The sequence below is a fragment of the Brenneria alni genome (assembly GCF_003666245.1).
GTDB classification, from domain to species: Bacteria; Pseudomonadota; Gammaproteobacteria; order Enterobacterales; family Enterobacteriaceae; genus Brenneria; species Brenneria alni.
Genome location: NZ_MJLZ01000073.1, coordinates 1 through 6,754, shown reverse-complemented (window position 1 = coordinate 6,754; position 6,754 = coordinate 1). Strand labels below are relative to the sequence as shown.

Genomic DNA, 6,754 nt, shown 5'->3' with positions numbered 1-6,754 from the left:
AATATATTCATCATTATCATCAGTTCTAAATTCATATCATTTATCAAATTATTTTTCAAAAAAGCGATCTTTCAATCAACGTTTTCCTAATATTTATGAGGATGAATAATGGATATCAGAAAACCTTATTTGTTATTCCTTGGTGATGCTCACGATCAGTTAGCTGCAAAAGTGGCTATTGGTATTAAGCAATGGCACCCGGAATATTGTGTTGGCCAATACCGCATGGAAGGCTGCCATGCTGACTGTCAACTTCCGGATCTGGACATCAGCGCCGCCCGTGCGGCAGGCGCGCAAACGTTAGTCATCGGAGTCGCCAACCGTGGCGGGATCATTTCAGAACAATGGATCGCCGTATTGCGCCAGGCGCTGGAAAGCGGCATGGATCTGGCCGCCGGCTTGCATAATCGTCTGGCGGATGTACCAGAACTCAGTGAACTGGCCGCAAAACTTGGCCGTTCACTGTTTGATGTTCGCCACCCCTCACAAACCTTCCCGGTTGCCAGCGGGCGCAAACGTTCAGGTAAACGCTTACTACCCGTCGGAACCGATTGTTCCTGCGGCAAGATGTACACGGCCCTGGCAATTGAAAAAGAAATTTTATCCCGCGGCGGCAAAGCGACGTTCCGGGCCACCGGCCAAACCGGGATCCTGATTAGCGGATCCGGTGTGAGTATTGATGCCGTGGTATCTGATTTCATCGCCGGCGCAGTCGAAACCATTGCTCCCGCTAATGATGAAAATCACTGGGATGTTATTGAAGGTCAGGGTTCATTGTTCCACCCTTCTTTTGCTGGTGTGACGACCGGGATTATTCATGGCGCACAACCCGATGCACTGGTGCTCTGTCACGAACCTACTCGTAAAACCATGCGTGGCGTTGACTACCCTATTCCCGATCTCGCCGCCTGCATGGCCCTGAATTTGTCGGTCGCCCAGTTAACCAATCCCAAAGCGCGTTTTGTCGGGATCTCCATAAACAGCGCAGCACTCAATGAAGAGGAAGCATTGCAACTAATGGCAGACATTGAGAAAAAATTCGGTCTGCCGGTTGTAGATCCATTCCGTCAGGGTGTAGGACGTATCGTTGACCAATTGGCAGACTTATGATCGCGCTCGAACTATTCCATGAAAGCTGGCCGCTACAGGGTAGATTTACCATTTCACGCGGCAGTAAAAGCCAGGCTGATGTGGTGGTTGTCGCGCTCCACTCCGGCAACGTAACCGGCTATGGCGAATGTGTTCCTTATGCCCGCTACGGCGAATCCATCGAAAGCGTAATGGCGCAGATAGCCACACTTAGCGACGATATCCGTCATGGTCTGGAGCGTGAACATCTGCAAAGCCAGCTACCGGCAGGCGCGGCACGTAATGCGCTCGACTGTGCCTTTTGGGATCTGGAATGCAAACAGCATAACCAGCGGATCTGGCAACGTCTGAATCTGTCGGCTCCGGGCATATTGGAAACGGCATATACTCTGTCGCTGGATACACCGGCACGGATGCAGCAGGCGGCGCAGCATAATGCCAACCGCCCGCTGCTCAAGCTGAAACTGGCAGACAAAGACGATCTGTCCAGGGTTGCTGCGGTGCGCAAAGGTGCGCCGTCAGCACGTCTGATAGTGGACGCTAACGAAGGATGGGATGCCGATCTCTATCTAAAACTGGCGCCGGAACTGGCTGCATTAGGTGTCACGATGATAGAACAACCTCTTCCCGCCGGGAAAGACCGCATACTGGCCGAACTGCCGCACCCGATCCCGATATGTGCCGATGAGTCCTGCCATGACAGCCATTCACTAGAAGCGATCGCCGGGTGTTATGACATGATAAACATCAAGCTGGACAAAACCGGTGGTCTGACCGAGGCACTGCGTCTGCGCACCAGCGCGCTGAACCAGGGTATGCAGATTATGGTCGGCTGTATGGTAAGCACCTCACTGTCGATGGCGCCTGCCTTTATAGTGGCTCAGGGGGCACAGGTTGTCGATCTGGACGGCCCTTTGCTGTTACAGCGTGACCGAACCAACGGGTTGCATTATGACGGCAGTAAAATACACCCGTCTGAAGCGGCGCTGTGGGGCTAAATTGCGTTAAGCTGCATTAAAAGACTATTAAGGAGTGTTGTGATGCAACGTCTTGTTTATGTTGATGGGCAATATGTGCCGGAGAGCGAGGCCAAAGTTTCGGTATTTGACCGTGGTTTTCTCTTTGCCGATGCTGTGTATGAAGTGACCGCGGTTGTGAATGGTAAACTGGCCGAGTTTGACGGTCATATAACGCGTCTACAGCGTTCCTGCCGTGAGCTGTCGCTTACGTTGCCGGTGACCCCTTCCGAGTTGAAGAATATCCACCATTCCCTGATCGAAAAAAATGGAATGGAAGAAGGCGCGATCTATTTACAGTTAAGCCGCGGCAACGCAGGCGATCGTGACTTCCATTTCCCTTCCGCCGAGGTGAAACCCACGCTGGTGCTGTTTACCCAAGCCCGCGCCGTTCTGGATAACCCGACAGCAGACAGCGGTCTGCGGGTGGTAACCTGCCCCGATATACGCTGGCATCGCCGGGATATTAAGACTGTCAGCCTGCTTGCGGCCTGTCTGGCAAAAGAGTATGCCCATGCTCAACATGCCGATGACGCCTTTATGGTAGAAAACGGCTTTATTACCGAAGGCAGCTCCTGTAACTGCTACATCGTCCTGCATGATAAAACCGTGGTGACACGTCCGCTAAGTAACGATATTCTGCACGGCATTACCCGTCAGTCACTGCTGAAGCTGGCCGAAAGCGATCATATCAAACTGGAAGAACGCCTCTTTACGCCAGAAGAAGCCTATCACGCCAGTGAAATCTTTATCAGTTCAGCAACCACCTTCGTTTTGCCCGTCGTAACACTTGACGGCAAAACTATTGGCGACGGCAAACCCGGCCCGGTAACCCGTCGGCTGAGAGAAATCTATATCGAGATGGTGAAACGGCAGGTTAAGTAACTCGCTGCCAAACTGCTGACAATCTCACAACAGAGCCTTGCGTAAACGCAGGGCTCTCTGCTTTCACAGCAGATACGGAACTACGTTGAGAAAAACCAGTTCAGTACCAAACGGTGCTACCGACTTTAGTTCATCACCTCAGATCGATAACCCCAGGGACAAAGACCGCCAGAGAAACTTGTTTCCATCAACAGATGGCATCAATATCACGGCTTCTCTTCCCCGATATCGCCATCCGGCATTCCTGCTGAGTTTTCCAACACCATTCTTTGCGGCACGGCCAAAGGAATATTGGCTTGCCGCAGCCGCTTGATAATTTCAAACAATAAATCGCTTTTCGCTGCGCCAACCAAACGTGGGCTGTTGACATAACCTGTCACGCTCAACACCATACCTGTCGGGGTCAACTGGCTGAACGAGACAGAGGGTGCTGGCGAATCCAGAATCGCCTCATGTTCGTTGTAGGCATCCAGCAGGAGCATTTTGACTTCTTCAGGATCGATATCCAGCGGAAACGTCAGTGCCATCGTCGCGACACCGAGGGCATTTCCCATTGTAATGTTGCGTACGTTCTGCGAGATAAACTGCGAGTTAGGAACGATAACCGTCGAACGGTCACTCAGTTGAATCTCAGTTGCCCGGACGTTAATCCGCCGGATATCCCCTTCCACACCGCTAATATTCACCAGGTCGCCCACTTTAACCGGACGCTCTGTTAACAGGATCATACCAGAGATAAAGTTTTTTACGATTTCCTGCAAGCCAAAACCAATCCCCACCGATAAAGCACTGACAATCCATGCCAGTTTGTTCCACTGAATACCCAGCGTAGCCAGCGTCAGCAGGATAATCAGAATATAACCGATATTACTGAACAGCGAGACCAGCGACGCACGAATACCGCGATCCATCATCGTTTTGGGAAGAAATTCATGCTCCAGCCAACGCCTGGAAGACCTTAGAACATAGACCCCAATCGCCAGAAAAAGAATCGCATTCACCATATGAGCAGGCACAATGCTCAATGTTTCCAGCCCCTTACCTCCCCAAAGCTCAACCGATTTTTGCACCAGCTCCAGCGGCGTCGTCGTACCAAAGGTGCCATTCAGTAAGGCAACCGCCGCCATCAGAATCAAAATCACTTTCCCAACGGCAGAAAGCAATGCAGCGGCCTGTTCTAAGTGTCGATCGTCAAGATTGAGCGAATTTTTAATTCGACGTCCGCTGATATTGTTGGAAGAAAATACACTTTCACAGATATCGGTAATAAACGTCGAGAACAGGTAAAGACATGAAAAAACCATGCCGACCCACACCAGTTCATAGGTCAGGAATCGGGCCAGAGAGATGTAACCAATGACCAGTGAAAACAGTACAGCAAATGAAGTCACCAACACAGCCAGATGAATCAATCCAGCCAGAGTAGAACGCGCTTCCGGCTGCGCACCGGAATAAACCATCTGGCGGCGAACCTGATCGCTTTTCAGCGTAATAATACCCGCGGTCAATGCCAGAAAGAGTGCTGATAAACCATTCACCATAACAGTGACCGCCACCGATGTCCCCACGGTGGCGGTCACCTGATCAATAACACCAAATATCAGGATGAAAACCGCGGCAATCACCGGAAACGGCTTCATAGCCTTGGCTACCGGGTTGGAGATGGAAGGCAAACGCCAGGAGGGACGCTGATTTGAAAGAAATGCGCGGCCCAACCCCGCAATCATCGCACAAAAGACGACCAATTGTGTCAGCGTATTCAGAAACGCGTCTACCCGTTCAGCCGACTCGCCATGACGGGTGAACGTGAAGTCCAGTAAATTTGCCGCAATACCGATCGTCAGCACGGTAGAGATAACGCTGGCCGTTGCCAGAAAACTTCGCCTTAACCGCCCTTCCGGCAACAGATGGATCCCAGCCCAAGCCAGGTATTTTTCCATATAGCGTCGCCCCGCAGTAGCCAGTGCCGCCGCGACCAACAGAAAAAAGGCAGAGCCGTAACGCCAATCCGGCTCCCAGGAAACCATTAACGTATCACTTAACTGCCCCAGAAATACGCTAAACCGCCGTTGATCTTCCGCCTGAGGCGCCACAATCGGGGACCAAAAGCGCGCCCCAAAAATACTGCCGGAATTCAACGCCAACTGAGTTTTCAACGCATTACGCCGCAGCGTAACAATCTGCGCAGAAAGGTTTGCCGCATTGGTGCGCAGCGTCTGGATTTGTTCGATCTGCGCATCCAGCTTCGCTTTCTGTGAGTTCAGACTGTTGCGCTTACGAGTTACCTCACTCGTTTCATTAATGGTAGAACCCGGCTCAGGCGCAGGCCCTAAAACATCCAACTGCGCCTGTAGTTGAGCGCTTAACGGCTCCACCGCCGCAGAGAGATCGTTGGTACTGCCGACCAACTCCTGTGTGGTGTCATTCAACGCGCCAAATTTGCTGTCGCTGTCAGCGCCCGATACCTGCTGCTTAATGCTATCCAGTTGCTTTTGCAGCTTCATCAGTTCGGCATCAATATTTATTTTCACAGGCGTTTCAGCCTGTGATGGCTGGGGATCTGGATCTGCCGCCGCCACATATCCAACAGGCAATACAAATATCGCCAACAGGAAAATACGCAATAATGCGGATAACAAAGTATGCATAAATCGAAAGATTCCCAAGTTCGACAAAAATGGCGGATGATCATAACAGCCGCAACCCGCCAGACAGGTTAGATGATAATTCATCATTGATGCAGTGTATCAACAGCAGGTTCCGGCGAACATGCCCACGTACAACTTACAAAGAATTACTGAACAGGCACAGCAGATAAGTATGAAATATTCACCCCTTTCAACATTTAGCATGAATGAAAGTCGCAACAATGCAAAACAGTACAAGAAATGGCAATCTCTACTCCGGTTGTACAGGGATTGGCCGTATAGTATAAATCAAACGCCAATCCGTTGACTCACCTCGACGTGTGGGTATAATCCAGCCCACTGTTATTACAACCAACAGCAATATCTCTCCGCAATGCGCCCTTAGCTCAGTTGGATAGAGCAACGGCCTTCTAAGCCGTAGGTCACAGGTTCGAATCCTGTAGGGCGTACCATAATTTCGTCTTTTGACGTCTGTTAAAGTCTACAATCCCCTTAAAAATCAGCATTATCTTCTACAGCATGGGCTATCAAGGTCTAGTGTGGTCTTTTGAGTTCCAACCTCACTTGGGGGTATGTTTGGGGGTATTCGCAGGTTCAATAGAAGTGATACCCCCAAATGAAGTGATCTGTCCTTGATTTAGTGCCCACCTTGTTTTCAAATCAGTCAAAGAAAGCGAGGTCACTATGACGAGACAACAATATACCCCAGAGTTCAAGCGCAGAGCCGTTGCATTGCTGCTCGAAAGCGGCAAGTCTGTTGCCCGTATGGCACAGGAGCTTGATATCAAAGAGAACACGCTCTACAACTGGAAAAAACCCTATCAGGATAAGGCGGGGGCTGCTTTCTCCAACACGCCGCAGCTTTCCAAACAGGAACTGGAAATTCGACGCCTTAAAGCCAAAATCGCTGAACTGGAAGAGGATAAACTCATCCTGAAAAAAGCGGCGGCGTTCTTTGCGCGGGAATGCCGCTAAGATACGCCATGGTCACTCAGTTATCGGCTTTCCATGCGGTGAAACGAATTTGCCTGTTGCTCAATGTCAGCATGCGGGGTTAACAGTCATGGCGCAACCGAACACCCAGCCAACGACAGTTGTCTAACGACACCCTGAGCC

5 protein-coding genes and 1 tRNA gene are annotated in these 6,754 nt (G+C 50.8%); 5 read left to right on the top strand and 1 reads right to left on the bottom strand.

The window, feature by feature from the left end; genetic code table 11:
- Positions 1 to 108: 108 nt before the first annotated feature.
- From dgcN to BIY29_RS19215, 3 genes are read left to right on the top strand one after another with little or no spacing between them, the layout of a single operon-like run.
- Entirely contained in the window at positions 109 to 1,110 is a 1,002-nt protein-coding gene (gene dgcN / locus BIY29_RS19225) for an N-acetyltransferase DgcN (protein ID WP_121576625.1), read from the top strand.
- Positions 1,107 to 2,087 (top strand): N-acetyl-D-Glu racemase DgcA, encoded by a 981-nt coding sequence (gene dgcA, locus BIY29_RS19220; protein ID WP_121576624.1) that lies wholly within the window; start codon positions 1,107 to 1,109, stop codon positions 2,085 to 2,087. Before dgcN ends, dgcA begins: the two co-directional genes overlap by 4 nt.
- 42 nt (positions 2,088 to 2,129) lie before the next feature.
- Complete coding sequence (locus BIY29_RS19215; RefSeq protein ID WP_121576623.1) at positions 2,130 to 2,990, top strand: D-amino-acid transaminase; 861 nt, start codon at positions 2,130 to 2,132, stop codon at positions 2,988 to 2,990.
- A gap of 206 nt (positions 2,991 to 3,196) precedes the next feature.
- Here the strand turns inward: BIY29_RS19215 and BIY29_RS19210 are convergent, their stop codons facing one another.
- Entirely contained in the window at positions 3,197 to 5,638 is a 2,442-nt protein-coding gene (locus BIY29_RS19210) for a DUF3772 domain-containing protein (protein WP_121576626.1), read from the bottom strand.
- Positions 5,639 to 6,013: 375 nt separating this feature from the next.
- Between BIY29_RS19210 and BIY29_RS19205 the strand changes: the two genes are divergently transcribed.
- A tRNA-Arg gene (locus BIY29_RS19205) sits at positions 6,014 to 6,090 on the top strand.
- A 232-nt stretch (positions 6,091 to 6,322) separates the two neighbouring features.
- On the top strand, positions 6,323 to 6,613 hold the full coding sequence (locus BIY29_RS19200; RefSeq protein WP_121576622.1) for a transposase: 291 nt from the start codon (positions 6,323 to 6,325) through the stop codon (positions 6,611 to 6,613).
- The last annotated feature ends 141 nt before the right edge of the window (positions 6,614 to 6,754 follow it).

What these genes read in the sequence shown, in the direction of transcription:
- dgcN (WP_121576625.1), top strand. Translation starts at nt 109, where the DNA reads ATGGATATCAGAAAACCTTATTTGTTATTCCTTGGTGATGCTCACGAT.
- dgcA (WP_121576624.1), top strand. Translation starts at nt 1,107, where the DNA reads ATGATCGCGCTCGAACTATTCCATGAAAGCTGGCCGCTACAGGGTAGA.
- BIY29_RS19200 (WP_121576622.1), top strand. Translation starts at nt 6,323, where the DNA reads ATGACGAGACAACAATATACCCCAGAGTTCAAGCGCAGAGCCGTTGCA.
- BIY29_RS19215 (WP_121576623.1), top strand. Translation starts at nt 2,130, where the DNA reads ATGCAACGTCTTGTTTATGTTGATGGGCAATATGTGCCGGAGAGCGAG.
- BIY29_RS19210 (WP_121576626.1), bottom strand. Translation starts at nt 5,638, where the DNA reads ATGCATACTTTGTTATCCGCATTATTGCGTATTTTCCTGTTGGCGATA.